This is a genomic window from Streptomyces sp. NPDC026417, assembly GCF_055567695.1.
The window spans coordinates 113,429-138,693 of record NZ_JBVHPY010000002.1; the positions used below are offsets into that span (position 1 = coordinate 113,429).

24 protein-coding genes, 1 tRNA gene and 1 pseudogene are annotated in these 25,265 nt (G+C 72.9%); 16 read left to right on the forward strand and 10 right to left on the reverse strand.

The window, feature by feature from the left end:
* Positions 1-147: 147 nt before the first annotated feature.
* On the forward strand, positions 148-570 hold the full coding sequence (locus ACZ4NT_RS03205; RefSeq protein ID WP_467723040.1) for a PPOX class F420-dependent oxidoreductase: 423 nt from the start codon (positions 148-150) through the stop codon (positions 568-570).
* A 91-nt stretch (positions 571-661) separates the two neighbouring features.
* A complete protein-coding gene (locus ACZ4NT_RS03210; RefSeq protein WP_121409132.1) occupies positions 662-1,552 on the forward strand; it encodes an NAD(P)-dependent oxidoreductase in 891 nt (296 codons plus the stop codon).
* Between the two features lie 109 nt (positions 1,553-1,661).
* Here the strand turns inward: ACZ4NT_RS03210 and ACZ4NT_RS03215 are convergent.
* Positions 1,662-1,735, reverse strand: a tRNA-Met gene (locus ACZ4NT_RS03215).
* A 261-nt stretch (positions 1,736-1,996) separates the two neighbouring features.
* On the opposite strand from ACZ4NT_RS03215, the gene ACZ4NT_RS03220 reads away from it, so the two are divergent.
* From ACZ4NT_RS03220 to ACZ4NT_RS03255, 8 genes are all read left to right on the forward strand, one after another.
* Complete coding sequence (locus ACZ4NT_RS03220; protein WP_121409492.1) at positions 1,997-2,425, forward strand: DUF7144 family membrane protein; 429 nt, start codon at positions 1,997-1,999, stop codon at positions 2,423-2,425.
* 378 nt (positions 2,426-2,803) lie between these two features.
* Positions 2,804-3,322 (forward strand): toxin, encoded by a 519-nt coding sequence (locus tag ACZ4NT_RS03225; protein WP_121409133.1) that lies wholly within the window; start codon positions 2,804-2,806, stop codon positions 3,320-3,322.
* Positions 3,319-4,485, forward strand: a complete 1,167-nt coding sequence (locus ACZ4NT_RS03230) for an MAB_1171c family putative transporter (RefSeq protein ID WP_467723043.1) — start codon at positions 3,319-3,321, stop codon at positions 4,483-4,485. The genes ACZ4NT_RS03225 and ACZ4NT_RS03230 overlap by 4 nt, the downstream gene beginning before the upstream one ends.
* A gap of 232 nt (positions 4,486-4,717) precedes the next feature.
* Positions 4,718-5,893 carry an MAB_1171c family putative transporter gene (locus ACZ4NT_RS03235; protein ID WP_121409135.1) on the forward strand — a complete coding sequence of 392 codons (1,176 nt, stop codon included), beginning with the start codon at positions 4,718-4,720 and terminating at the stop codon, positions 5,891-5,893.
* 18 nt (positions 5,894-5,911) lie between these two features.
* On the forward strand, positions 5,912-7,333 hold the full coding sequence (locus ACZ4NT_RS03240; protein WP_467723045.1) for an FAD-dependent oxidoreductase: 1,422 nt from the start codon (positions 5,912-5,914) through the stop codon (positions 7,331-7,333).
* A 106-nt stretch (positions 7,334-7,439) separates the two neighbouring features.
* On the forward strand, positions 7,440-7,751 hold the full coding sequence (locus ACZ4NT_RS03245; RefSeq protein WP_467723046.1) for an NIPSNAP family protein: 312 nt from the start codon (positions 7,440-7,442) through the stop codon (positions 7,749-7,751).
* Positions 7,752-7,911: 160 nt separating this feature from the next.
* A complete protein-coding gene (locus tag ACZ4NT_RS03250; protein WP_467723048.1) occupies positions 7,912-8,772 on the forward strand; it encodes an SDR family oxidoreductase in 861 nt (286 codons plus the stop codon).
* Between the two features lie 135 nt (positions 8,773-8,907).
* Positions 8,908-9,867, forward strand: a complete 960-nt coding sequence (locus tag ACZ4NT_RS03255) for an alpha/beta hydrolase (protein WP_121409139.1) — start codon at positions 8,908-8,910, stop codon at positions 9,865-9,867.
* A 153-nt stretch (positions 9,868-10,020) separates the two neighbouring features.
* On the opposite strand, the gene ACZ4NT_RS03260 is transcribed toward ACZ4NT_RS03255, so the two are convergent.
* Positions 10,021-11,022, reverse strand: a complete 1,002-nt coding sequence (locus ACZ4NT_RS03260; protein WP_467723050.1) for an NAD-dependent epimerase/dehydratase family protein — start codon at positions 11,020-11,022, stop codon at positions 10,021-10,023.
* A gap of 161 nt (positions 11,023-11,183) precedes the next feature.
* Between ACZ4NT_RS03260 and ACZ4NT_RS03265 the strand changes: the two genes are divergently transcribed.
* Both ACZ4NT_RS03265 and ACZ4NT_RS03270 read left to right on the forward strand, forming a co-directional pair.
* Positions 11,184-11,627, forward strand: a complete 444-nt coding sequence (locus tag ACZ4NT_RS03265) for an SRPBCC domain-containing protein (RefSeq protein WP_467723052.1) — start codon at positions 11,184-11,186, stop codon at positions 11,625-11,627.
* The gene (locus ACZ4NT_RS03270) at positions 11,624-12,001 is read left to right on the forward strand and encodes an ArsR/SmtB family transcription factor (protein WP_467723053.1); all 378 of its coding nucleotides are present in this window, start codon (positions 11,624-11,626) and stop codon (positions 11,999-12,001) included. The genes ACZ4NT_RS03265 and ACZ4NT_RS03270 overlap by 4 nt, the downstream gene beginning before the upstream one ends.
* Before the next feature lie 21 nt (positions 12,002-12,022).
* Here the strand turns inward: ACZ4NT_RS03270 and ACZ4NT_RS03275 are convergent, their stop codons facing one another.
* Positions 12,023-12,988 (reverse strand): DUF1152 domain-containing protein, encoded by a 966-nt coding sequence (locus ACZ4NT_RS03275; protein ID WP_467723055.1) that lies wholly within the window; start codon positions 12,986-12,988, stop codon positions 12,023-12,025.
* A 413-nt stretch (positions 12,989-13,401) separates the two neighbouring features.
* On the opposite strand from ACZ4NT_RS03275, the gene ACZ4NT_RS03280 reads away from it, so the two are divergent.
* The gene (locus ACZ4NT_RS03280; RefSeq protein WP_121409144.1) at positions 13,402-13,719 is read left to right on the forward strand and encodes a hypothetical protein; all 318 of its coding nucleotides are present in this window, start codon (positions 13,402-13,404) and stop codon (positions 13,717-13,719) included.
* A 20-nt stretch (positions 13,720-13,739) separates the two neighbouring features.
* Here ACZ4NT_RS03280 and ACZ4NT_RS03285 read toward each other — a convergent pair whose 3' ends face one another.
* Entirely contained in the window at positions 13,740-15,284 is a 1,545-nt protein-coding gene (locus ACZ4NT_RS03285) for an MFS transporter (RefSeq protein WP_467723057.1), read from the reverse strand.
* 448 nt (positions 15,285-15,732) lie between these two features.
* Between ACZ4NT_RS03285 and ACZ4NT_RS03290 the strand changes: the two genes are divergently transcribed.
* Positions 15,733-16,914 carry a N(5)-(carboxyethyl)ornithine synthase gene (locus tag ACZ4NT_RS03290; RefSeq protein WP_467723059.1) on the forward strand — a complete coding sequence of 394 codons (1,182 nt, stop codon included), beginning with the start codon at positions 15,733-15,735 and terminating at the stop codon, positions 16,912-16,914.
* A 34-nt stretch (positions 16,915-16,948) separates the two neighbouring features.
* Here ACZ4NT_RS03290 and ACZ4NT_RS03295 read toward each other — a convergent pair whose 3' ends face one another.
* Entirely contained in the window at positions 16,949-18,382 is a 1,434-nt protein-coding gene (locus ACZ4NT_RS03295; protein WP_467723061.1) for a sulfatase family protein, read from the reverse strand.
* Between the two features lie 461 nt (positions 18,383-18,843).
* Positions 18,844-18,939, reverse strand: coding sequence for a putative leader peptide (locus ACZ4NT_RS03300; RefSeq protein WP_467723063.1), 96 nt, complete (start codon positions 18,937-18,939; stop codon positions 18,844-18,846).
* Between the two features lie 168 nt (positions 18,940-19,107).
* On the opposite strand from ACZ4NT_RS03300, the pseudogene ACZ4NT_RS03305 reads away from it, so the two are divergent.
* A pseudogene (locus ACZ4NT_RS03305) lies at positions 19,108-19,746 on the forward strand (spherulation-specific family 4 protein); the annotation flags it as partial.
* Between the two features lie 21 nt (positions 19,747-19,767).
* Here ACZ4NT_RS03305 and ACZ4NT_RS03310 read toward each other — a convergent pair.
* The 3 genes from ACZ4NT_RS03310 to ACZ4NT_RS03320 form a co-directional block, all read right to left on the reverse strand.
* Positions 19,768-20,694: a GlxA family transcriptional regulator gene (locus tag ACZ4NT_RS03310; RefSeq protein WP_467723065.1), complete on the reverse strand. Its 927-nt coding sequence runs from the start codon at positions 20,692-20,694 to the stop codon at positions 19,768-19,770.
* Positions 20,691-21,242, reverse strand: a complete 552-nt coding sequence (locus tag ACZ4NT_RS03315) for an isochorismatase family protein (protein ID WP_121409493.1) — start codon at positions 21,240-21,242, stop codon at positions 20,691-20,693. Before ACZ4NT_RS03315 ends, ACZ4NT_RS03310 begins: the two co-directional genes overlap by 4 nt.
* Before the next feature lie 231 nt (positions 21,243-21,473).
* On the reverse strand, positions 21,474-22,775 hold the full coding sequence (locus tag ACZ4NT_RS03320; RefSeq protein WP_467723068.1) for a cytochrome P450 family protein: 1,302 nt from the start codon (positions 22,773-22,775) through the stop codon (positions 21,474-21,476).
* A gap of 480 nt (positions 22,776-23,255) precedes the next feature.
* On the opposite strand from ACZ4NT_RS03320, the gene ACZ4NT_RS03325 reads away from it, so the two are divergent.
* Positions 23,256-23,894, forward strand: coding sequence for a LysE family translocator (locus ACZ4NT_RS03325; protein WP_467723070.1), 639 nt, complete (start codon positions 23,256-23,258; stop codon positions 23,892-23,894).
* 80 nt (positions 23,895-23,974) lie between these two features.
* Here the strand turns inward: ACZ4NT_RS03325 and ACZ4NT_RS03330 are convergent, their stop codons facing one another.
* Entirely contained in the window at positions 23,975-25,207 is a 1,233-nt protein-coding gene (locus ACZ4NT_RS03330) for a hypothetical protein (RefSeq protein WP_467723072.1), read from the reverse strand.
* Positions 25,208-25,265 lie beyond the last annotated feature (58 nt).

The following is a 25,265-nucleotide window of genomic DNA, read 5'->3' on the forward strand; positions in this document are numbered from 1 at the left end:
CGCATGCGCACACGTCCCGAAGGCGACACGGCCGCCGGCAGGGGCTTCACCTTCCCCGGTATGGCAGCGTGGAAGGGCATCGTCCGGGGCATCCGGTGTGGTCGGAGGCCACGAGACGAGACATCACCCGGAAGCAGAGGAGACCTCATGTCGAAGCCCCCGCTCCCCGAGGACGCGGTCACCATGCTCGGCAAGCCCAACCCCGCCGTGATCACCACCCTGCGCCCGGACGGCCAGCCGGTGTCGACGGCCACCTGGTATCTCTGGGACGAGGGCCGGGTACTGGTGAACATGGACGAGGGCCGCAAGCGGCTGGCGCATCTGCGCAACGACCCCAGGGTCACGCTGACGGTGCTCGACAAGGACGACTGGTACACCCACGTAACGCTCATCGGACGCGTCACCGAGATGCGGGACGACAAGGATCTGGCCGACATCGACCGGTTGTCCCGGCAATACTTCGGCCGGCCGTACACCCAGCGCCAACGCGCCCGGGTCAGCGCCTGGATCGAGATCGACCGCTGGCACGGCTGGGGCAGCCACAAGGACAGCGGCCAGGCGTCCGGCTGACCGCGCGACCGCCCTCACGACGCCGTCGGCCGGAGGGCACGGACACCCCCACCACCCCCACCGCACGACTCGGCTCAGGGAAGTTGACGTCATGACCGACAAGCTCACCGTAGGCGTCCTCGGGACGGGCATCATGGGCGCGGCGATGGCCCGCAACCTCGCGCGGGCCGGGCACTCCGTCCGGGTCTGGAACCGTACCCGCGACAAGGCCGAGCCCCTGGCCGACGACGGTGCGCTGGTCGCGGACACGCCGGCGGAGGCGGTACGCGGCGCCGATGCCGTCCTGACCATGCTGCACGACGGCGAGGCGGTCCTCGACGTGATGCGGCAGGCCGCCCCGGCGCTCCGGCCCGGCACCGCCTGGGTGCAGTCGACGACCGCGGGCCTCGACGCGACCGCCGCCCTGGCCGCCCTGGCCCGCGAACACGGCCTGGTCTTCTACGACGCCCCGGTGCTCGGCACCCGTCAGCCCGCCGAGGCGGGGCAACTGCTCGTGCTGGCAGCCGGTCCCGGCAGCGGGCGCGAGACCGTGGCCCCCGTCTTCGACGCCGTCGGCGCCCGCACCGTGTGGACCGGAGACGACGCCGCACAGGGCAGTGCCACCCGGCTCAAGCTCGTGGCCAACAGCTGGGTCATCGCGGCCACCAACGCGACCGGCGAGGTCCTCGCGCTGGCGAAGGCGCTCGGTGTGGAACCTCAGGACTTCTTCGACGCCATCGCCGGAGGCCCGCTCGACATGGGCTATCTGCATGCCAAGGCGGATCTCGTCCTCAACGAGCGGCTGACACCGCCCGCCTTCGCCGTGGCCACCGCCGTCAAGGACGCCCGTCTGATCGTCGAGGCGGGGCGGCAGCACGGCGTCCGCCTCGACGTCGCGGAGGCGGGCGCCGAGCGCCTCGCGCGGGCGGCCGCCCAGGGCCACGGCGACGAGGACATGGCCGCCGCGTACTACGCCAGCTTCGACGAGGACGCCGAGGCGTGAGCCCGGTCGCCTCCTCACCGGCCGCCGTCCACGAGGGTTCCTGACCCGTCCGGCGCCCGGACACGCCGGAGGGCCCGGCAGCTTCGGCTGCCGGGCCCTCCGGTACGAGTAGCGGGGACAGGATTTGAACCTGCGACCTCTGGGTTATGAGCCCAGCGAGCTACCGAGCTGCTCCACCCCGCGTCGGTGACACCAGCCTACGGCATGAACGACGGGCCGATGACCACGGCCGCACCGCCCGCCCCGGCCCCCGCCGGAGACCTCACCTTCCGTGTCCGCGCCGTCACGCCGTCCGCCACGGGGCGTTCCCCCTTCCTCGGTCTCCCGGCAGGGCGTTCGGTCCTGAGATGCGAGACGCGCACATCAGGCACAGATTGGTAGTAGCCCGATCGGCGTAGCGGATCCGGCCTGTCGGGCCGGAATCTCCCAGTGAAGGAGCGCACCATGACGAGTCATGCGAGCCAAGCCCGCCCGCACGCGGGGCAGAGGTCGGAGGCGGGTGCCTTCGTCGGCGGGTGGACCGTGTTCGCCGCCGTCCTCATGATCTTCGGCGGCCTCATGGCCGTCTTCGCGGGCATCGCCGCCATCGCGAACGACGACGTCTTCGTCAACACACGGAACTACGTCTACCAGTTCGACCTCACCGGGTGGGGCTGGGTCCACATGATCCTCGGCGTCGTCGTCTTCATGGCGGGATGCGCCCTCTTCCAGGGCGCCACCTGGGCCAGGGTCGTCGGCGTCGCGCTCGCCGGTCTGAGCATGCTGGCGAACTTCCTGTGGCTGCCGTACACGCCGTTCTGGGCCCTCGCCCTGATCACGATCAACGGATTCGTCATCTGGGCGCTGTGCGCACCACGCAACAGGGAGGCCTGACACCGGGACACCGCCGGCCCTTCGGCACCGGCCCGGGCCCCCGAGCAGACGCTCGGGGGCCCGGGCCGTTCGTCGTCGAGGCCCGGATCGTCCGGCATCGTCGACCGCCGCAGAGCGGAGCGGTTACCCTCACGTCGAACACAAGCTTCAACAAAACGACGTGCTGTGGAGAACGCTCGGTGGCTGCTGACGCTAGGCCCAACTCGCCGACATGCTCGAGTTCTTCCTCCACGCGACGGGGCGGACCGCTCGCGCCGCGGGTACGCCCCGCGCCCGGATCGGCCCCGGAAGCACCGGAATTCACCGGTTTCCCACCGTCCGGCCCGACGTGTTCCGCACGTGTCCTCGCCGGGCGGTCCGCCGACCGGGGGGAGGACCGTGCGTAGGAGCAAGGAGATGCGCCGGCTCGCCGACGCCCTCACCGATCCCATCCGCGTGGCCTTTCCCGCGGATCCCGACAGCCTGTTCACCGCACTCGTCGAGTCCGTGAGCCGGTGGCGGGGACGGGAGATCCGGGTCATCAAGACGACCTTCCCGCCGCACACGGCGACCGGGCTCTGGCTGGCGCGCGAGACCCACGACGACGTCGTCATCGAGGAACGGGCCGCCGTGTGGCACCAGATCGTGATCTTCTCCCACGAGGTGTGGCACATGAGCCAGGAGGACACGACCTCCCCCGACGGCTCCCCGGGCCCCCGACTCACGCCCGCCCGCACCGACTTCAGCCTGCGGGCCGAGCAGGAGGCCGACGAGTTCGGGATGCTCGTCGGCCGTCGGCTCAAGACATGGCTGGAGGCGTCCGCCCACTCCGTCTACGCGGCCGAGACCGACGGGCCCGACGACGACCTCGCCAGCCGTATCGGGGCCGCCCTCAACTACCGCGGGAAGCGCATATGAGCGGCGTGATCAACTACCTCAGCTGCGGTGCCCTGTGGTTCGGCCTGACGGTGAAGCTGCCCGATCTCGTGCGCGACCGACGCGACCGGTTCCTGCGCACCATCTGCGTCGTCATGGCTCTGGCGGGGCTGTGCTTCCTGCTCGGCGCGCCCCCGACCGTGGGCGCGATCAACCGCGTCAGCGGCGTGCCCAACCTGGCCGCGCCCCTGACCTACGCCTCCATCACCGCCTACTGCGCCGCCTCCCTGGTCCTGATCGTCTACTGGCGGGGCGGGCCGCACGTGCGCCGGACCGCGCGCTTCTGGATGTCCGTCTACGCGCTCGTCCTCGTCGGCATCGCGGCCACGTTCGTCGCGGGCGAGGCGGCGGAGGAGCGGCGCACCGACTTCGACACCTACTACGCGACCACGCCGTACGTGTCCGAGATGATCGTGCTCTACCTGGTCGCCCACCTCACCGCCGCCACCGTCACCGCCGCCCGGTCGCTGGGCTGGGCGCGAGGGGTGGACGGCTGGCTGCGCGCGGGGCTGCTGACCATGGGGGCCGGCACGGTGGTCGGCGCCGGCTACAGCGTCTGCAAGCTGACGGCCGTGGTCGCGCTCTGGTGCGGGCGCGACTGGTCGGCGCTGAGCTCCGAGGTGAGCCCGGGGTTCGCGGGCCTGGGCGCGCTGATGACGGTGCTGGGCATCCTGATACCGCTGGTCGGCCCCCGCCTCACCGGCTGGCGGCGCAGTTGGCGCGCGTTCGTGCGCCTGAGGCCGCTGGACCGCGCGCTGGACGAGGTCCTGACCAGCCGGAAGCTGCGGCTGCCGCGGCCCTGCCCGTCCTCCCCGGGCAGCCTCCTGACGTGGCGTCAGACCAGCATCACCAACGGGCTGTTCTTCCTCGACGGGCTCTTCGACCACGAGTTGTACGCACAGACCCACGCGGCGGTGCTGCACGAGACGGGAGACCGGCGACGGGCGGAGGCCACCGCCTGGGCAGTGATCATCACCGCGGCGGTGCGCGGGGAACGCAGCGGGCAAGCACCGTCCGACGCCGGCCGCCTGGCGGGCCAGGCACCCGATCCGGCCGTGCTGGAGGGCATCTCGGAGGCGCTGGCCACGTCCGACACGGTGGCCACGGCACGCACGTACCGCCGGGCCACCGAGGGCGCCCTGTGACGCGCGGCCCGGCAGCCCCGGCACACCTCCCGCTCGCGTCCGGCCGGCCGCAGCCGTTCCCCGACGGCCCGCCTCCGTCGGTCCCGGACGGCATGCGCGTGCCGTCCGGCGCCTGCGGGCCGCTCCCCTCCGGCGGCGTGAAGCCATGGCCCTCCCCCGGCGCGGGGGCCGCCTTCTCCGTCGGCGCGGCGCCTGTCGCCCCGGCCGGCGGAGCCGATCGGAGCGCTCCGGTATGAGCCTCGTCGTGTACCTGGCGGCCGGGCTGCTGGGACTCTCCGCGATCCTGCTCTTCGGCGGCCCGCGCGCGGCGCTGCGGGATCCGCTGACCGCCTCCACCTGTGCGGCGGTCGCCCTCGGCGCCCTGTGCTTCTTCTGCTCCGCCCCGGCCACGCTGGCCACCGTCAACCGCCTCACCGGCATCCCCAACTTCGGTGCGCCGCTGACCTACGGCATGATCTCCGCGTACAGCTGCTCCCTGCTCATCCTGCTCATCAACTGGCGGGGCGGGCCCAGGGAGCGGGTCAGACGCATGACCCTGCGCACCATCACCCTGTACGGCAGCCTGATCGCCGCGATCGTCGTGCTCTTCGCCCTGGCGGACGCGGACACCGAGAGGCTGACCGACCTCGACACCTACTACGCCAACACGCCCGGCATGCGCGAGATGATCGTGCTCTACCTGCTCGGGCACGGGGCCTGCACCCTGGTGATGTGCGCGGTGTGCCTGAAGTGGGCCGGTGAGGTGACCGGTCTGCTCCGCACCGGACTTCGGCTGATCCTCGTCGGTCTGGTGCTGGACGTCGTGGGCTTCGAGATCGCCAAGAGCACGGCCGTGGTGGCGCGTTGGCTGGGACACGACCTCGACTTCCTCTCCACGGACGTCGCTCCGCCCGTGGTGTCGCTCGGGGCCCTGTTCTGTTCCGTCGGTTTCGTGGTGCCCCGGCTCCTTCCGGCGGCGGTCGCCCACTGGCGCAGTCTCGGTGACTACCGCAGGCTCAGGCCGCTGTGGTGCGAGGTGCGGTCGGTGGCGATCGCCCCGAAACCGTCGCCGCCCTGGTGGCAGCTCCCCCAGGCGCGGCTGCACTGGCTGGAGGTGTCGATCCACGACGCGCTGCTCGCCCTGGCGCCGAACTTCGACGACCGGGTGCGCCTGCGGGCGCTCGACGCGGCACTCGCCGAAGGGCACTCGCCTGGTCAGGCGCGGGCGATAGCGGAGGCGGCGCTGGTCGCCGACGCCGCGCGGCACGCCGCGAGCGGTGACGCGGGGCGCCTCGACGACCTGAGCGACTACCGCCTGCACGCCACCAGGGCCCCCGGCACCAGCGGGCTGCTGGATCTGGCGCGGGCGCTGAAGCATTCACCCGTCGTCACCACGGCACGTCAGCGGACCGGTGACGGCATCTCATGACCGGACACGAGGAGCCCCATGCGTAGAGCTGTCGTCATCGGAGCCGGACTCGGCGGTGTGCTGGCGGCGGCGGCGCTGTCCCCGGCCGTCGACGAGGTGGTCGTGCTGGATCGTGACGAACTGCCCGACGGTCCCGAGCACCGCAAGGGGGTCCCGCAGGGACGTCACGCCCACCTCCTGATGCCGGGCGGCCTCGCCGCCATGGAGGACCTGGTGCCGGGGGCGAACGTGCGCAAGCACCTGCTGGCCGCGGGCGCGCACGAGATATCCCTCGGCTCGGGCATGGTGGTGCTGACTCCGGAGGGCTACTTCCGCCGCTGGCGCCACGACCGCCATCAGATGATCACCTGCAGCCGGGCGCTGCTGGACTGGGTCGTGCGCAGGGCGGTCATCGACCACACGGCCGGCGTGGAGATCCGCAGGGCGCAGGTCCTCGGTCTCACCGGTGACGGCGGGAGGGTCGACGGTGTCCGCGTACGGACGGCGTCGGGCGAGACGGATCTGCCCGCCGACGTCGTCGTCGACGCGAGCGGCCGCGGCTCGCGGATCGTGGCGTGGCTGTCCGGGCTCGGCATCACCGGTATCGAGGAGCGGAACGTCGACTCCGGGCTCGTCAACGCCACGCGGATCTATCGCACGCCACCCGGGGCGGAGCGGTTCCCGCTGACCATGGTGCAGGCCAACCCGTACGTGAAGCGGCCGGGCCGCAGCGCCGTGATCGTGCCGATCGAGGGCGGTCGCTGGATGGTCAGCCTGGCCGGCTCCCGCGGGGGCGAACCGCCGGCCGATCCCGACGGGTTCCTGAACTACACGCTGGACCTCCCGGACCCCCTCGTGGGCCGGCTCATCTCGGGAGCGGAACCGCTGACGGACGTGTCCATCAGCCGCAGCACCAGCAACTCCCGCCGCTACCTGGAGAAGGCGCCCCGGTGGCCCGAGGGTCTCGTGGTCCTCGGGGACGCGCTGGCGACCTTCAACCCGGCGTACGGGCAAGGCATGTCCGTGGCGGCGCTCGGCGCTCTGGCGCTGAGCCGTGAGGCGCGGCTGACCGACCCGGCCGGGCCCGGCTTCGCCCGCGCCGTCCAGCGCGCCGCCGCCCGGCACGTGGAGACGGCGTGGAGCATGGCGGTGAGCCAGGACGTCCTCTTCCCGGACGTGCGGGGCGGCACCGCCACCCTCGTGGACCGCCTCGCAGCCCGCTACACCCGCCGCCTCACGCGAGCGGCGACGGGTTCGTACGACGTGGCGTCCGCGCTGTGGGACGTGACGGGCCTGAAGGCGGGACCCGCCCGGCTCCTTCGTCCCGGACTCGTCCTCACCGCGCTGAGCGGGCCCCCGCTGCCCGCCCTCGCCGGGCCGCCGCTCACGGCCCGGGAGCGCGAGATCCTCCACCGGCTGGACAGGACCGGGGGTGCGGTGCCGCGGGAGGAGAGACCGTGAGCTGCGGAGACGACCGCCGCCGGAGGCCTCCCCCGCGCGGCGCCGAAGGTCCCGCGGGAGCACGGCGGTTGCCGCGCCTGCGGCGCCCTGCACCATAATCCGGGTCATGGTCACCATTCACCTGAAGTACGAGATCGACGCCGACAGGATCGAGGACTTCGAGGAGTACGGCCGCCGCTGGGTCGGGCTCGTGAACCGTTTCGGCGGGACCCACCACGGCTACTTCCTGCCCAGCGAGGGCGACAGCGACAGCGCCTACGCCCTCTTCTCGTTCCCCAGCCTCGCGGCGTACGAGCAGTACCGCACGGACAGCCTGTCCGACCCGGAGTGCCGGGCCGCCCTGGAGCTGGCACGCACCACGCGCTGCATCAAGCGCTACGAACGGCGCTTCCTGCGGCCCCTCGACGCCACCCCGTAGGAGACCTCGGCCGGGGTCGAGCCGTTCGGAGCCGGGCCCGGGCCCGTGCCTACGGGTGGCTTTCGGCGTGCGCTGCCCGTGGGCCGCGGCCGGGCATGCGATCGTCGTGGCGGAGGGGGTCGGCCCCTTCGGACCTCGCTCGGAACGGGAGACACGCCGGATGGACAGCACCGATGCCAGCTATGCCGTCACCGGGGCCTCCGGCCGGCTCGGCGGACGCGTCGCCCGTCGTCTGGCGGACGCCGGTGTGCCGCAGACGCTGCTGGCCCGCACCCCCGGGCGGGCGCCCGCCCTGCCGGGCGCGACCGTGGTCGCCGGCGCCTACGGGGACCGCGACGCCGTCGTGAAGGGCCTGCGCGGCATCGACCGGGTGCTGATGGTGTCCGCGGCCGAGGCCCCCGACCGCCTGGAGCAGCACCGTGCCTTCGTCGACGCCGCCGCCGAAGCCGGTGTCGGGCATCTGGTGTACATCTCCTTCTACGGGGCCGCCCCGGACGCCACCTTCACCCTGGCGCGCGACCACTGGCACACCGAGCAGCACATCCGCTCGACCGGTCTGCGGTACACCTTCCTGCGCGACAACCTCTACGCCGACTTCATGCCCGCCCTCGTCGGCGAGGACGGCGTCATCCGCGGTCCCGGCGGCACCGGGCGTGCCGCCGTCGTGGCCCAGGACGACATCGCCGCGGCCGCCACCGCCGTCCTCACCCACGCCGACGACCACGCAGGCGCCTGCTACGACCTCACCGGCCCGCAGTCCCTGACGCTGGACGAGATCGCCGCCGTACTGACCGGGGCGACCGGACGCCCCGTCCGCTACGCACCCGAGACGCTCGAAGAGGCCTACCGCTCTCGGGCCCACTACGGCGCACCCGACTGGCAGCTCGACGCCTGGGTCTCGACGTACACCGCCGTCGCCGCCGGGGAACTCGACGGCGTGACCCCCGACATCCACCGTCTGACCGGCCGTCCCGCCACCTCCCTCGCCGAACTCCTCGGCCGGGGCGGCGCGGCCTACTGAGCGGAAGCGCACATGACTGCCGTGCGACGGGGCAGCACAGAAGGTGGCCCGGGGCCGGTCGGCCGTCTCGCCTCGATCCGGCGGCCTCGCGCGTCGCACCGCCGCACCCGCGGCACGACCTGGAAAGTGTGAGCCGTGCCCCTGACACCCCCGCCCTTCGACAAGGAACTCGCCCTCGCGCTGGAGGAGTTCGCCGCGCCTCCCCTCACTCTGGACCTGCTGGCGGAGAGCCGGGAGGCCGGAGCGCTGTTCCGCCCCGGTGACGAGGTGCTGAGCCGCGACGGCGCCTTCACGGTGGAGGACCACCAGGTGCCCGGCCCGCCCGGCGCTCCCGCCGTGTCCCTCCTCGTCTGCCGTCCGGCCGCGGCCGAAGTCCCCCTGCCGATCCTCTACTTCGTGCACGGCGGAGGCATGGTCATGGGTGACAACCGGGTCGGCCTGGACGGCCCGCTGGACTGGGCCGAGGAGCTGGGTCTGGTGGTGGTCTCGGTCGAGTACCGCCTCGCTCCCGAGCACCCGCATCCCGCCCCGGTCGACGACTGCTACGCCGGGCTGGAGTGGACCGTCCGCAACGCCGGTCTCATCGGCGGCGACGCCGACCGCGTCATCGTGGCCGGCCAGAGTTCCGGAGGCGGCCTCGCCGCCGCACTGGCGCTGCGTGCCCGGGACGAGAAGGGCCCCCGGCTGCTGGGCCAGCTCCTCATGTGCCCCATGCTCGACGACCGCAACGACACCTGTTCCGCCCGTCAGATGGCCGGACACGGCATGTGGGACCGGGCCTCGAACGACACCGGCTGGACCGCGCTGCTGGGCGACCGGCGGGGCTCCGACGACGTCCCGCCCGATGCCGCGCCCGCCCGGGCCACCGACCTGGGCGGGCTGCCGCCCGCCTTCGTGGACGTGGGCTCCGCGGAGACCTTCCGCGACGAGGACATCGCCTACGCCGACGCCATCTGGCGGGCGGGCGGTGAGGCCGAACTCCACGTCTGGCCGGGCGGGTTCCACGGCTTCGACGCACTCGCGCCGGAGGCCGCCCTCTCCCGGCAGGCCCGCGCGGCCCGGCTGTCCTGGCTGCGGCGCCTGCTCCGGCCCTGACCCGCGCCCGGGCCGCCGGCGCGGCCCCGGAAGCCGGTCACCGAGGCGGACGCCGGCCCGCCTCACCTCGGGCGCCCACGAGCCGGCGGCCATCGCTCCTCGGCGGCCGTCGACCGCCTGTCGCCGGTCGCCGGGCGGCCGGCGCGGGCGGCCTCACGCCTCGGAAAGCGCATCGAGCGCGGCGAGCAGCTCCCGCTCGCGCCCCGCGCTGAGACCCGCACGTCGTTCGCGGTCCAGCCCCTCCTCGCGTTCCCACACCAGGGTGTCGGCCAGCAGCTCCGACCGGGGACGGTGGCGCAGACCCGCGGCCCGCGCCGCGGCCCCGCTCCGGGCCGCCCACCCCTCCCAACCCGGCTCGGCCAGCCACATCGGCAGCGACTCGGCGCCCATGTACCCGGCCACGCCGTTCGCGAGCAGCCACGGGGAGTCCGCGGCGACGACCGGACCCGTGTGGCCACCCGCGGCACGGGACAGCCCGATCCACTCCCCCAGCGGCACGACCGGCCCGACGGCGTCGTAGGTGCCGGTGGTCCCGCGCTCCGCCGCGTCCAGGAGCCAGGCGGTGAGATCGCGTACGTCGATCACCTGGGTCGGCAGCGCGGGCTCGCCGGGAACCAGCATCGGCCCGTACGGATCACGTGCGGCGCGGGCCGCCCAGTAGCCGGAGCGCCCGCTGTGGTCGCCCGGGCCGCCGATGAGACCGGCGCGTGCCACGAGGAGCCGGTCGCCGAGGGCCGCGGCCGACGCCTGCTCGCAGGCGACCTTCGCCTCGCCGTACAGGGTGCGGTCGGCCTCGCCGTGCTCGGTCGGCGCGAGGAGCTCCGTGGACTCGTCCGCGTCCGAGACGGCGTGCGAGGCGTAGGCGCTGACGGAGGAGACGTAGGTCCAGTGCCGGGCGCCGCCGCCCAGGGCGTCGAGGGCATCACGGACGAACGCCGGTTGCCAGGACACCTCGACGACCGCGTCCCAGGCGCGGCCGAGCAGCGTGTCGTAGGCGCCGGGGCCACTGCGGTCGGCCGCGACCAGGGTCGCCCCGTCCGCGACCTGCCCGCTCGCACCGCGGGCGAGGCACGTCACCCGATGACCGCGCTCGATCGCCTGCCGCGACAGCTCGCGGCCCACCCATGCCGTTCCACCCAGAATCAGGATCTCCATCCCGCCACCCAAGCACCGTGGGCGCCGGGCGGACAGGGCGCTCGGCCGACAGCAGATTCCCCTCGCCCCGGGGCCCCTACGTGCAACCTCGGGGTTGCACGACTCCAATCGACGTGCAACCCTGGAGTTGCATCTGATGGCGGCACCGAAGGAGTCTGCTCATGAGTGAGGACCGGATCGAACGCGAGACGCTGATCGAGGCTTCCCTGGAGCGGGTGTGGTCCCTGGTGGCCCAGCCCGGGTTCTGGGTGGCCGACAAGGCGAGCCTGCCCGGCACCGTGGCCAGGGAGGGCGAGTCGATGGTGGCGAGGAACCCCGAGCACGGCGACTTCCCGGTGCGGGTCGAGAAGGTGGACCCGCCGACGTACCTCGCGTACCGCTGGACCAGCGCCTTCCCCGGCGAGGAACTGCGCGAGGACAACAGCACCCTGGTGGAGTTCACGCTCTCCGCGGAGGGAGACCGGACGCGGCTGCGCGTGGTCGAGAGCGGGTTCACGGCCCTGGCCGGGTCCGCGGACCTGCGGATCCAGAACCACAAGGACCACAGCGAGGGCTGGCCCCTGGAACTCGACGCGCTCAAGAAGCGCGCGGAACAGTCCGGGTGACCGACGAACGCGACGGTGCCGCCTCGGAGGTCGACGACGTCCTCGTCGCCCTGGCCGACCCGACCCGGCGCCGGCTGCTCGAACTGCTCGCCACGCTGGGAGAGGCGACCGCCACGACGCTCGCCGGCCGTCTGCCCGTCTCCCGGCAGGCGGTGGTCAAGCACCTCACCGTCCTGGACGCCGCGGGGCTGGTCTCCGGCGGCCGCGTCGGACGCGAGGTGCGGTACGCGGTGCGGCCCGCGGCCCTGGACGCCACGGCCCGGTGGATGGCCGCGCTCGCGAACGACTGGGACCGGCGGCTGGCGACCATCAAGCGGGTCGCCGAGGCCGCGGAACGGGAGGAGGGACCGCGCGCCGACGACCCCGGCGTGTGAGGGGCCGGCGCCTCCGGGCGTTCAGTGCGGGAAGGTGCGCGGGGGGCGTTGCCGGGGCAGCGCCTCCCGGAAGTCCTCGACGGCCGAGCTGATCTGCCGCATGAGCGTGGTCTTCTCCAGCCGGTCGAGGTACAGGTTCTGCCGGGCGAGCCCGGGTGCGTCGACGCAGAAGTAGAGGGCCATCAGCGGGTTGACGAACAGTTCGCCGCCCTTGGTCCGTTCCGTGAAGCGGACGTCGCCGAAGTCACCGCGCACAGCAGCGGCGACGGATCCGTTGACGATGCTGGGGTGCTCCGGAGTGCACTCCTGGGCGTGGGCCACCGCGTCGAGGTAGAGAGCCCCCTCACGGCTGTCCCGGGACAGGGAGAACGCGCCGAGGTAGGCGCCCGCACGCTCCAGGGCGGCCAGGTTCTCCAGGACCAGGGAGTGGTTCACTCCGTGATAGGCGTCGACGCCGAAGCCGAGGCAGGCCACCAGCCGCTGGGGTATCTCGTCGAGACCGGCGACCGCGGCGAGGCTCGCCATGTCCTCCTCCGGAGTGCCCAGCCCGTGCTCATCGCCGCGCATGAGGATGTCGGTGCCGCCGTCCACCAGGACGATCGCGTCCACCCCGCCGAGGTGCTCGACGAGGGCCCGGTAGGCGGCGCGCAGGGGACGCACGCCGGTCCGGGAGAAGGCGTACACCGTGGACGGCAGGTCGTGCCGCTCCAGCCATTGGGCGAGCGTGCGTTCGGGGAAGTAGTCGCCCCGGGCCGTCGTGCCGGGGCCGATCGCGGCCACGTCTGCCTCCAGCCACACGCCGAGGTCGAGTCCGTACAGATCGGCGAAGGACAGGTTGGCCAGGTGCACTTCCTTGCCGTCGGCGCGCAGGGCGAGGGCCAGCGGGAGGCTGGCGTAGATGTCGAAACCGCCGCCCGCGCCGGCGACGAGCACCCGTCGCGCGTCGCGCAGACGGGTGAAGAACGCGGGATCCTGGAGGGAGAACACCGGCAGACGCTACCAAGGTCATCGAAGCCGACCCGACCTGTTTTCCGCCGCGGACTCCGCCCGCCGCGGGAGCCACGCGCGCCTGCCCGCCCGGGGGAACCGTGCTCGACGGTCCGGCAGGTGCGCGAGTGACGCCCCGGGTGCCCGACGCGATGCGGGGTAGACGGTCGACCACGCCACTGACCCAGCTCGGGCGTCCAGCGCCCGACGGACCACGGGAGGAATGCGTTGCTCCGGAGTCCCCGTCGTCGGACGACCCCTGCCCGTCGGTTCGGTGGCGTCGTAGTCCTTGACGCGGTGTTTCTCGCGGGCGCCGCCTGGATGCTCGTCCAGAATCTCCAGGGACAGTGACGGCAGCCCCGGCAAGCTCGACGCCCCCGCCCGCGGCAGGGGCGTACACGTAAGGAGTTTTCGTGACCACTTACATCATCACGGTCCCCGGCACCTTCGTCCACGGCGCATCCGACGACGCACGCTCCGACGTGGTGCGCAGGCTGCGTCCCCAGGACCCGAAGAACACGGACCTGGGCGAGAGCGAGGAGCTGAACCTGCTGACGGTGGAGGAGGGCGGCATGTTCTCCATCCGGCTCGAAGTGGATGCCGCGGATCAGGCCGGCGCGGAGGCCGAGGCCGTCCGGCTCGTGGCGGGGGCGTTGCGCGCGAGCGGGTTCGCGGAGTCGGACGCCCCGTTGGGACCGGCGTTCGTCACCGGCATCGACCGCGAGTTCTAGCGGGTCCCGACCGTCCCCGGTCAGCACTGACTCGCGTGGGTATGGCTGTGGCCCGCCTCCGCCGAGTCCGCCGAGTCGGTGCTCCCTCCGGAACCTCGGTCGCGGCGCCAGTCGAGGACGGCGGCCGCCAGGGCACCGAGCATGCCGAGGATCCCGGCACCGACGGACACCGCCACGGCCGTGTGGTAGTCGTGGCCGCTCGCCCCGAGGACGAGATAGAAGAGGCCGGGGAGGGCGGCGGTGCCCACCGCACCGCCCAGCCGCTGGCCCGTCTGCAGGGCACCGCCCGCGGCACCCGCCATGCGTACCGGAACGTCGCGCAGGGTCATGGTGACGTTCGGCGAGATGACGCAGCCGCTGCCGATTCCGCCGACGAAGAGGGCGGGCGCCGCCCACCAGGACGCCGCGTCGGAGGGTGCGAACCTCAGGATCAGGGCGGTCGCCCCCAGGCCGAGCACCACGCCGGTGAGCCCGAACACCGTCAGCAGCCTGCCGAACCGCGCGACGAGCCGTCCCGCCACCACGGCCGCCGCCGCCGAGCCGACGGCGAACGGGGTCACCGCGAGACCCGAGCGGAGCGGTGAGTAGTCGAGCCCGTTCTGGAAGAAGAGCGCGAAGACCAGCCACACGCCGCTGAACCCGACGAAGTACAGCGTGGCGATCCCCGCGCCGGTCGCGTAACCGCGGGTCTCGGTGAGCAGCCGGGGATCGAGCAGCGGCTCCCCGTCCCGGGCGGCGACCCGCCGCTCCCACCGCGCGAAGCCCGCCAGGAGCGCCACTCCCACCGGGAAGAGCCACCACAGTCGTCGTATCCCGCCCGCTTCGGCGAGGACCAGCGGCAGCATGATGGCCAGCACGCCGGCACCCAGCAGGGCGACACCCGGCAGATCGAGGTGTCCCCTGCGCCCCGGGGCCATCCGCGGCAGGAGCCGGCTGCCGAGCAGGAGCGCGAGCGCCCCGATGGGAACGTTGACGTAGAAGATCCATCGCCAGCCGTCGGGACCGTCGGCCAGGGCCAGGATGAGGCCGCCGGTCAGCGGGCCGACGGCGCTGGAGATGCCGACCGTGGCACCGAACAGGCCGAACGCCCGACCGCGCTCCTCTCCCCGGAACATCTGCTGGATGAGGGCCGAGTTCTGCGGGGCCAGGCAGCCCGCGGCGACGCCCTGCGCGAGACGGGCCACGACGAGCAGCGCGATCGACGGAGCGGCGCCCGCCGCGGCACTGCACGCCACGAAGGCGGCCAGCGCCCACAGGAAGACGCGGCGCCGGCCGACGGCGTCACCGATGCGCCCGGCCGTCACCAGGGCGAGGGCGAACGCCAGGGCGTAGCCCGACACGACCCACTGCACGGAGGCCGCCGAGGCGCCGAGCTCTCGCTGCATCGACGGCAGTGCGACCGCCACGATCGTGACGTCGAGCAGGGTCATGAACCCGGCCACCAGGGTGGCCCAGAGGGCCCGCCACCGGTTGGGGTCCGGCCGGCCGGCCGTCCCGGATCCGCCCCTGACCTCCTCACCCGCCCGCGAACCGCGCTTCACGAGGGCCCCTTCCCACAAGATCATGCCCGTACAAGACGGGAACCGGACGTCGTGTCCACTTATGCGTCACCCGTACACAACGGCCCAAACAATCTCAAACGGAGAGGCCGCGCTGGGGCGCGCGGGGCGACAACCGCCGGTCGGCGCGGGCGAGCGGGACGGCCCGGGGCACGGCGGGAGTACGGTTGCGGGTACCGAGTGCATTTCGCACGCCGTCATCCGTGTCGGCGTCGTCCTCGGCGAACGGCAATGGCCGGGCACCTGTGCCGCGGCCGGAAATGAGCCACCCATGCCCGCCGGCTCGTCCTCACGCCCCCTCCAGAGGGGCCCCTTCCGCGCCCCTCGGTAGCGGACCTCCCGGTCGTCGGACCACCGACGCCACGGTTCTTCAGCGCCACGACCGCCGGCCGTGCCCGTGTCACCGGGGACGCGCCGCCCTGCACCCATGACAAGTGAAAAGACGAGGACGCACATGAGCCTGATGAGTCTGGGAGTACTCGCCTCCTCCCGCAAGGAGAACGAGTTCCGGCTGCCCCTGCACCCCCGTCACCTGGACCGGGTCGCCCCCGACGTACGCGAGAAGATCTTCCTCGAAGAGGGCTACGGCCGCCGGTTCGGCGTCGGCGACGATGCGCTGCGCCCTCTGGTGGGCGGCCTGCGCACCCGCGAGGAACTGCTCGCCGCCTGCGATGTCCTGCTGCTGCCCAAACCCATGCACGAAGACATCGCCGCCCTGCGCGCGGGCCAGGTGCTGTGGGGGTGGCCGCACTGCGTGCAGGACGAGCGGATGACGCAGATCGGCATCGACCGGCGGCTGACCGTGATCGCCTGGGAGGCCATGAACCACTGGACCTCCACCGGCGCCTTCAGCGTCCATGTGTTCCACAAGAACAACGAACTCGCCGGATACTGCTCGGTGTTGCACGCCCTGCAGCTGGGTGGCCTCACCGGCAGCTACGGCCGCCGGCTGCGCGCGGTGGTCATCAGTTTCGGTGCCACGGCACGCGGAGCGGTCACAGGTCTCGGCGCCATGGGTGTCTCGGACGTCACGGTGCTGACCCAGCGCGCCGCGGCGGCGGTGGCCTCGCCCATGCCGTCGGTCGTGATGGGCCACTTCGAGGAGCGGGAGGGCGATCCGTCGCATCTGCAGGCACTCACCCCGAGTGGTCCCGTCCCGCTCGCGGAGTACCTGGCCGGGTTCGACATCATCGTCAACTGCATCCGCCAGGACACCGATGCGCCGTTGATGTTCGTGACCGAGCGGGAGCTCGACGGCTTCCGGCCCGGCACCTTCTTCGTCGACGTGTCCTGCGACGAGGGCATGGGCTTCGAGTGGGCCCGACCGACCACCTTCGACGACCCCATGCCCACGGTCGGCCCGGGTTGCCACTACTACGGGGTGGATCACAGCCCCTCGCATCTGTGGAACTCGGCGACCTGGGAGATCAGCGAGGCGCTCGTCCCGTATCTGCGCACGGTCATGAGCGGTCCCGCTGCCTGGGACGCCGACCCCACGGTCGGCCGCGCCATCGAGATCCGCGACGGCGTCGTCCAGAACCCGAAGATCCTCTCCTTCCAGCACCGGACAGCCGCCTATCCGCATGCCGCCGAAGCCGTGGCCCCGGCGGCGTCCTCCGTGGCGCAGCCGGCCTGACAACTCCCGCCGGCCTGCCGGGCGCCCGGACCCGTCAGGCGGCGGGATACGGCAGCAGTTCCGCGTTCACCTTCTCCCACACGGCCTTCAACTCGGCCAGTACCGTGGGCTCTTCGGCCGCCCGGTCGGCCTGTTCCCGCTGGTCCCGGGACAGGTCGAAGAGCTGGTCGGTGCCGCCCTTGCCCCGGTAGTACTTCCACTTGCCGCGGCGCACCGCCCGCTCGCCCCGCACCCGCCAGAACAGTTCCCGCTCCGGCACGGTCTCGCCGCGCAGCAGGTATCCGGCGAGACTCACCCCGTCCAGCGGGTGGCCGGGGTCCGGGCGGGCGCCCGCCAGTTCCAGCAGGGTCGCGGTCCAGTCGGGGGAGAAGACCGGCAGGTGGCTGACCTGCCCGCCCGCCAGCCGTGCGGGCCAGCGGACGACGGACGGCACCCGGATACCGCCCTCCTGGAGGGAGGACTTCTCGCCGGAGAGCGGCCACTGGTAGGAGAAGCGCTCGCCGCCGTTGTCCGAGCCGAAGAACACGAGGGTGTCCTCCTCCTGCCCCGACTCCTTCAGCGCCGTGAGCACCTGTCCGACCGAGCGGTCGAGGTCCTGGACCATCTCGGTGTACTTCTCGACCGAACCGCCGTCGTTGTGCAGCAGCGCCTGCACGCCCTGGCCGGACTTGATGCGGCGGACGATCTCGGCGCTCTCCTCCGTGTCGCCGTCGGCGATCCACGGCCAGTGCGGGGTGGTGAAGTTGAGGTTGAGCAGCCATGGCCGCCCGTGGTCCCGCCGCACGTACGCGCTCGCCCGCTCGGTCAGGATCCTCGTGTAGTACCGCAGGTCCTTGTACTCGGCGTCTCCTTCGTACAGGTCGTACTCCCCGCCGAGGCCGAGCTTGGAGTAGTACTCCAGCGCGCCGCCGAAGTTGCCGAAGAACTCGTCCCAACCCGACCTGGTGGGCGAGTAGTCGGGCAGGTAGCCGCAATGCCACTTGCCGATCAGCGCGGTCGCGTAGCCGGCACCCTTCAGCAGGGAGGCCAGGGTCGGGTGGGTCGGCTCAAGTCCGTCGGACCTGTTGGCGATCGGCTCGGCGAGGCCGCCCTTCGTACGCCCCGGATAGCGTCCCGTGTACAGGCTGAAGCGGGTCGGTGAGCACGTCGCGGAGCCCGAGTAGGCGTCCGTGAAGCGCACGCCCTGGCGGGCCAGCCGGTCCAGGTTCGGGGTCTTGATGTGGGGCGCGCCGTAGCAGGACAGATCTGCCCACCCCAGGTCGTCGCCGAGGATGAACAGGATGTTGGGCCGCCGTGCGTGCCGGCCCGCCACGGCCCGGAAGGGCTGCTCCTGATGCTGCCCGGCGGCGGGCTGTGCCTGCGCCGTGGCGGCCGGGAGTCCCACCGCGGCGGTGGCGGCTCCGGCGCCGAGCGCGCCACCGAAGGCGCGCCGCGACAGGGCGGATCGGTCGTTCGAAGAGGGTGGCATGAGGGCAACTCCTCGGCGCGGGCGAGATCGGCCGTCCGGCACGCGAGGCGTGCGGGTGGCCGTCCCGCGCCAGGTCGGCGGAACAGGGGGAGGGGGACCGGGGCGGGCGGGCTCCACGCGGACTTGAGGCGCTCGCGGGAGCCGGTCGGGTGGTGGCCGGGAAGCAGTCCGGGTGCGGGCCGGGGAGCGGCCTCGACCCGGTCGGGAAGCGGCCGTGGCGCGCGTCGGACGGCAGGCCCCACGGGTCGGGAAGCAGCCCCGGTACGCGTCAGGAAGCAGCCCCGGTGGGTGTTCGGGGGGCAGCCGTGAGGCGCGTCGGGAAGCAACCCCGGCGGGCAGCCCTGAGGCGCATCCGGACGCAGCCCCGGCGGGCAGCCCTGGCGTGGGTCAGGACGCTGCCCGGCGGCCGTCGGAAAGCAGCCCAGGGACGGGCGCCGCGGCAACTCGGAGCGGGCGAGGGCCTAGACGGCGCGGCAACAGATGGCGCTCGCCACACGGCCGAGGTCGACGTGGCGGCGCTGCACGAGCGTGGCACCGAGGCCACTGGCGAGCTGCATGATCGCGTAGCCTGCCGAAGCCGGGCAACACGTGTCAACGGGCGGTCCACAGTGCGGACGGCCCACTCCCGCGCGCGGGGCCTGTCCACGATGCCGGGTCGGCCGACCCGGCGGGCACCGCCCGTGCGGACGCCGGGCGTGACCTGAAACCGACCACCGGCCGAGAACGTCCATCCTGCGGAGGACCCGGCCGCCTGGCACCGGCTGATCACGGCGGCGGACCGCACCTACGGCGTCGTGATCAACCCGGCCGATGGTCCCGGCGCGGAGCCCGATCCGGCGTTCACCGCGGCCGCCGAGGCGCTGAAGGCGGCCGGTGCCCGGCTGCTGGGCTACGTCGACACCGACTACGGCGCCCGCTCCGCGGCGGAGGTGGCAAACGACGTCGTCCGGCACCGGGAGTGGTACGGCGCCGACGGCTGCTTCCTGGACCGGGTGACCGCGACACCGGCCGAACTGCCCGCCTGCAGAAGGCTGGTGCGGTCGGTACGTCGGCTGGGGGCCTCCCCCGTCGTACTGAATCCGGGCGTGCACCCGGCGCCCGGATACGCCCGAGCCGCCGATCTCGTCGTCACCTTCGAGGGCCACTGGTCGACCTATGTGTCGGCGTTCAGCCGGCCGTCCTGGACCTCGCGGCATCCGGCCGAGCGGTTCTGCCACCTGGTGTACGGGGTGCCCGGGGCGCTGGTGCCGCTGGTCGTGCGCACGGCACGCGAGCGTCACGCCGCGGGTGCCGGGCCGGTGACCGGTGACCTGCCCAATCCCTGGAACCGGTTGACGCCGGCCCTGAGCGGGACGGAGCGTTGAGCGGGGCCGGCTCCGGCAAGGCTAGGCGGGGGCGGGGCGTACCGGCCGGGACCGCAGACGGCGCAGCATGCGCGCGTCCTCGAAACCGACCTCCCGCGCGGCCGTCTCCACCGTCGCCCCGTGACCGATCAGGTACTCGGCCCGCTCCAGGCGCAGGGTCTGCTGGTAGCGCAGTGGTGTGAGGCCGTTCGTGGCGCGCCCGAACAGGCGGGTCAGGGTGCGTTCGCTGACGCCGGCGGACGCGGCGAGCGTGCTCAGCGGGAGTGGCTCCGCGAACCGGTCGTCGATGAGGTCCTGGACGCGGTGGACGGTGTCGTCCAGGTGGGAGCGGTGCCGCAGCATGGCGCTGGCCTGGGGTTCGTGCCCGTTGCGGCGTGCGTAGACCACCATGTCCCGGGCCACCTGGGCCGCGAGACCGGGGCCGTGCCGGACGGCCAGCAGATGCAGCGCCAGGTCGATGCCGCTGGCGATGCCCGCCGAGGTCACCACCCGGTCGTCCGTGGTGAACAGCACGTCCCGCACCACGAGAGCGCGCGGATACCGCGCCGCCAGCTCCTCCTGCACGTCGTGGTGCGTGGTGCACCGGCGGCCGTCCAGCAGGCCTGCCCGGCCGAGTGCCTCGGCGCCCGCGCAGACGCTGGCGACGATCCCGCCGCCGGCGTGGTGTCCGCGCAGCCGGCGCAGTGTGCCGTCGTCCGGCGCCGGGCCGCCGCGCAGTGTGGGTGCGCGCCAGCCCGGTACGACGACCAGGTCGTCCGGTGTCAGGTCGGGCCACTGGGTGCGGGCGGTCAGCGGCAGGCCCTGGGCGCTGATCACCTGCTCCCGCTCGGCGACGTAGTCGAGTGCGTAGGCGCGCCCGAAGTCCGCCGCCGTGCTGAACACCTGGGCGGGCCCGGCCAGGTCGAGGAGGTGGACGCCGGGCAGCAGGACGAAGACGACCCGGCTCACGCAGCCGACGCCTCCTGTTCGGCTTCCAGTTCGGACACCGTGGCGATCCGGGCGAAGCGGTCCCGGAGTACCGCCTCGGTCCGCTCGATGATCTCGGTGGCGCCGAGGTGGCCGATGGGGTTGGTCGCCGTGGCGTCGGTGACGAACACCATGCGGTACCCCAGATCGCTGCCCAGCCGTGTGGTGGTCTCGACGCACTGTTCGGTGCGGATGCCGCACACCCACAGCTCCCGGACCCCGGCGTCGGTCAGCAGCTGCTGGAGGTTCGTGGTGGTGAACGCGTTGTGCGACGTCTTGTGCAGTACGGGTTCACCCGGCCTCGGGCCGTCGAGCTCTTCGAGGAGGCGCACGTGGCCCGAGGCCGGGTCGAACACGTCATTGCTGCCGGGTTCGGTGTGCAGCACCCAGACGACCCGGTCGCCCGCGGCCCGGGCCAGGGCGACCAGCCGGTTGACGGGCTCGGCGATCCCGGGGTTGGAGATCTGTTCCCACAGGGGACGTGCCCGGAACGACTCCTGGACGTCGACGACGATCAGTGCTCGGTTCATGTCACCCATTCTGACCTGCCCGGGGCCGTCGTCCCAGGCTCGATCGGGGCTGCCGCCGGACCGATCCGGTCAGCGGAGGAGCCGCGGCGCGTCCTCCTGGCCGCCGCCTCACCGGGCAGCGGCCAGGGGGCTGAGCAGGTACGCCCCGGGCGAGGGCTACGCGGGTACGGCACCCGGCGCCCGGCGCCCGGCGAGGGCTACGCGGGTATGGCCCCCAGCGCCCGGCGAGGGCTACGCGGGTATGGCCCCGGCGCCCACCGGGCAGCCTTCCGACCTGTTCACGCCTGCCGGACGGCCGGCCTCCGCAGCCTCGTTCCCGCGCGGGTGCGCCGTTTCCCCCAGCAGGACGGGGAGTTCGCGGTGTCCGTTGGAGATGAACGACTCCAGCGGCCGCAACTGCTCGGGCGCCACCGCCAGGGCCATGTCCGGGAAGCGGGTGAACAGGCCGCGCAGCGCCACCTGGGCCTCCAGCCGTGCCAGCGGCGCGCCCACGCAGAAATGGGTACCGAATCCGAACGCGAGGTGGTCGCGCCGCGTCGGGCGCGTCACGTCGAACACCCCGGCGTCCGCGCCGTGCACCGTGGCGTCGCGTCCCGCCGACACGAACGAGATGACTATGGCGTCGCCCTGGGGGATCACCACACCGCCGATCTCCAGGTCCTCGACGGCGTAGCGCAGGATCCCGTTCGCGCCGGGTGTCTCCACGCGCAGCGTCTCCTCCACGACGTCCTGCCACGCGGCGCGGCCGGAGCGCACAAGAGCCAGTTGGTCCGGGTGGCGAAGCAGCAGGGCCACCGCGTGGTCCAGCAGGTTCACCGTGGTCTCGAACCCGGCCGTGTAGAGCAGGATCAGGTTGTCGACGAGTTCCTTCTCCGACAGCTGGTCGCCGTCCCCGTCCCGCACCGCGATCAGCGCACTGGTCAGGTCGTCCCCGGGCGAACGGCGTTTCAGGTCCACGAGCGCGCTCAGCGTCCGGTAGAGGTCCACCCCGTTGGCCTGCGCCTCCTCCAGGGAGAGTGCGGTGTCGAAGAACCCCGCGATGATCCGGGAGATCGCCTCCCGGAACTGGCCCGGAATGCCGAACAGTTCGGCCAGCACGCGCACGGGGAGCTCCTGCGCGAAGGCCCGCCGCACATCCACGGCGCCGCCGGCCGGGCGCGCGGCGAGTTCGTCGAGCAGGCCCTCGGTGATGTCCTCGACGCGGCCGCGCAGTCCCTCGACCCGGCGCGCCGTGAACGCCGAGGCCACCAGCCGCCGCAGTCTGCGGTGGTCCTCGCCGTACGCGGTCACCATGTTCTGCACGGACACCCAGATCGCCAGTGGCCATGCGGCACCGATCTCGCCCTGCTGCCAGGCGGGCCAGTGCCGGTACGCGTCCTTCGAGACGCGGGGGTCCCGCAGCAGTTCCTTGATGGTCTCCAGCCCGGTCACCGCCCAGGCCTCGACACCGCCGGGCAGGACCACGCGTACGACGGGCCCCGTCTCGGCCCAGCGGGCCGCCTCCCCCTGCACGTCCCGTCCCGAAGCATCCACCGCGAACGGGCAACCGACCCCACCAGACATCACAACCCCCAACAGCGAAGATCCATGGACGGAACAGGACGGCGCGCAGATCGGCGCACCCGCGGTGCATTCGGAACTGGTACTCGGAACCCGGAGCGAGAACGCGCACAAGCGCAGGCGAAAACCACGGCGTTCGCGCCGCCCCGATGAACACGGGCGGGGATCGCGGAAGCCCATGAGGGCCGACCAACAGCACGCAGCGGGACCAGAACACCCGCAGGCCGAGCGATGGCCCGGAGGGGCGAGCCGTGGAACTCCCTCAGAATAAAACCGGATAGCTGGTTTTTACAACGCCCTCCGCGGGACCGTTCTCGACGACCTGGGCGCCGTCGGCGACGCAGAACCGATTCTGTCGACCACAACATAGGGACCCGCCGGTTTGTATTGGCGGCCCGGCCCACCGCCAAAAATGGGCTGCGGGCGGGAAACGTTCCCCTGTTGGATGACCGCATGGTGTCTTCCGACCGACTGCTGGCCTTCGCGGCCATGTCGTTCCTGCTGATCGTGATACCCGGGCCCAGCGTGCTGTTCGTGATCGGCCGCGCGCTGGCGCACGGGCGCCGCGCCGCGATGACCACGGTGGTGGGCAACACCGTCGGCGCGTATGTGCTCGTGGTCGCCGTGGCGTTCGGGGTCGGCGCCGTCGTGGAGCGTTCCGTCCTGGTCTTCACGGTGCTGAAGCTGGCGGGCGCCGCCTACTTGGTCCACCTGGGTGTCAAGGCGGTGCGGCAGCGCGGTTCGCTGCGCGCCTCGCTCAGCGGTGACGGTCCCGCACACAGCAGCCTGCGCACCCTGTGGGACGGGTTCGCGGTCGGTGTGGCCAACCCCAAGACGATCGTGTTCTTCGCGGCCGTGCTGCCCCAGTTCGTCGACCGCGAACAGGGGCACATCCCGGTCCAGATGCTGGTGCTCGGCCTGGTCTTCAACGTCATCGCGCTGGCGTCCGACAGTGTGTGGGGGCTGGTCGCGGCCACCACACGGGACTGGTTCGCCCGTTCACCGCGGCGGCTCTCGCTGATCGGCGGCGTCGGCGGGCTGACGATGATCGGCCTCGGCGTCACGGTCGCGGCGACCGGCCGCAAGGACTGAGACGACCCTGATCACGGGTTCCGACGGGTTGACGGCGGAGCCGGGTCGTCGGGCCCGGGAAGGGACCGTTCGGACACCACCTAGGGCCGGTACCGCACGATCACGGCGCGGCTGAAGTTCGCGTCGCCGGACGCTCCGCGCCCCACGGTGCCGACGCCCCACGCTTCGCCGGTCCCCGGCACCGGGGTGATCTCGGCCAGCCGGAACACCTGTTTCCTGTCGGCCTCGGTGAGCTTTCCGGTGATGCCGGGAACGCGGGGCGGTCGTGCGATTCGCCTCACCTCGCCGTTCTCCCCGCGCACCCTCCTGGCGTCGAGGACCCCGGCGGGCAGCGCGCCCGACTTGCTCCACCGCTCGCCGTCCCAGTGCAGGGCGCAGGGCCGGTCGCCCGGAGGGGCGTATGCGGTCCCGGTGTACGGGCCGTACTCGATCCCCATGGCCCATACGTCGTCGGCCCCCCGCGCGACGAGCGTGTGCACCGGCGTCCGGCAGCCGGGGAACTCCGCGTCATCCGTGGCGACGTCCGGCATCCGCTCCTCACGCCACTGCCGCCCGTCCCATCGCGCGGCCGCGAGCCGGAGGGGACGCGGCTTCGGGTGGTCCGGATCGGACGCGTCCGCCTTGTCCGCCTCGGGGTCGGGCACGTTCCCGGCCACCCGGAGGTCCCCGCCGGCGGTGTCCGTCGTGAGGGCCGTCGCCTCCAGGGGCAGTCGGGTGGCGGTCCATCCGTGCCCGTCCCAGTGCCAGGCCTTTCGTCGCCCGGGGTTCCCGAGCGCCCAGACGTCCGCGGGCCCGAGCACCGCGACGCGGGTCAGGCCGCTCTCCGCGGGCGGCGCGACGGCTCGCCAGCGGGTGCCGTCGAACCGGGCGGCGATCGGAGCGGGGGAGGTGCCCGGCCCCCCGACGACGCGCGCGAAAAGCCAGGCCTGGCCCGCTCCCGCGTGCAGGGTCGGCGAGCCGAGCGTGCCACCGTCGAGTGCGTCACCGAGGTCGGAGGCCAGGTCGTACCGCCGCCACCGCGAGCCGTCGAAGCGCAGCATCTGCATGCGCGGGGCGGAGCCGCCGGCAGCGTGCAGCATGCCCACGGCCCAGGCCTCGCGCCGGGAGACGGCGGCGATGTCGAGCAGCTCGTTGCCGACGGGGTCCACGTCGGAAACGTACTCGTACGCCCAGGCCCGGTGGGCGGACCCTGCACCGGTATCGGAGCCACTAGGCGCCGGACCGGCCGGGCCCGGCCCGTCGGCGCCGCACCCGGCGAGGAGCACGACGGCGGCGACCAGTGCCACCCGGCCGGCGAGGAGCGATATCGGCATTCGCGGGATTCTACGGCCTGGTCGGGGCCGCCCCCGTGCCGTCGTGGACCCCGGACGC